The organism is Geodermatophilus obscurus (assembly GCF_900143215.1).
Lineage (GTDB): Bacteria > Actinomycetota > Actinomycetes > Mycobacteriales > Geodermatophilaceae > Geodermatophilus > Geodermatophilus obscurus_A.
On sequence record NZ_FRDM01000078.1, the window covers coordinates 1 to 1,132 of the forward strand.

The window sequence follows — 1,132 nt, forward strand, 5'->3', positions numbered from 1 at the left end:
CACGCCGCCCCATGTCCCCCTGAAGGCGCCCAGGTGGTTGACAAATTGCGCATAGTTAAGGGCAACAATGCCGCCAGCAATGTCCCTGTTGACTGCCAGCTTGACGCCAACTTGTAACCACTAGACCACCAAATGGCGGCCACCATGCCACCTACAAGTTGCCACCTGACTGCCACCACTTGAGCTGCAGGGTGAGCGTCGGTCCACCACCAGATGTGCCACCACCCCTGTCACCAGTGCGCCAACGACGTCCCACTAGAGGGCCACTGCCCGGGCGTCATGGTCGAGTCCCTCGGACCCGTCACCACGTTGGATTGGCAGCCGACCCCTCCGGCGCCAGCATCACGCGTCGCCCTCGGATCGAGGCCGCCCGAACCGGAGGACCACCCGCTCGGGCGACACGACGCAAGCCTGAGAGGGGGGTGCCGCTGGCCCCGTCAGGTGAGCAGGGGGGGGTCTGAAGGGCCCGCTGCGCCCGCCGTGACGAGGGCGTGAGTGGTGTCGCCGCTGCTGCCGCTCATCCCGAACCCGCCGCCACTCCGAGACCACCACAACACCTCGCGCTCCAAGGGTGTTGCGACGACCGCCTGAACGCGCCGGCCGCTATGAGACACCCGGTGGCTGGCCGTGAGGGCGGCCTTGGAGACACCGGCCCCCTTGAGGCGAAGGTGTGATGGCGCTGCTTGCGTGCCCGGCGGTCCACCGACGGGGTCACGACGTCAACCCACGCCTGATTCCGGACGGGGACTGTCCTCTGGGCGCCGTACGGTGCGAGTCGAGCACCCTGCTCGCCGCGATTCCCCGGCTGCACCGGGCTGCCGCGAAAGGAGCGGACGGCCATGAAGATCGCTCTGCTGGGCACCGGCTTCGGCCAGGCGCACGCGGCGGTGTACGCCACCCGCGCCGACGTCGACGAGGTGGTCGTCTTCGGCCGGACGCCGGAGAAGCTGGCGACGATCGCCGAGGAGCTCGGGTTCGCGACCACTACCGATCTGGCCGCCGTGCTCGCCGACGCCTCGGTGGACCTGGTGGATGTATGTCTGCCCACCCGGCTGCACGCCGACGTCGCCGTGCGGGCGATGCAAGCCGGCCGGGACGTCCTCATCGAGCTCCCGCTCGCCGCCACGCTCGC

Annotated in this window: 1 protein-coding gene; it reads left to right on the forward strand. The window is 69.3% G+C overall.

Annotation, left to right across the window (positions count from 1 at the left end; all coding sequences use genetic code 11):
• Positions 1-839 precede the first annotated feature (839 nt).
• A partial coding sequence (locus BUB17_RS24845) for a Gfo/Idh/MocA family protein (protein WP_141243207.1) occupies positions 840-1,132 on the forward strand: 293 nt, incomplete at its 3' end.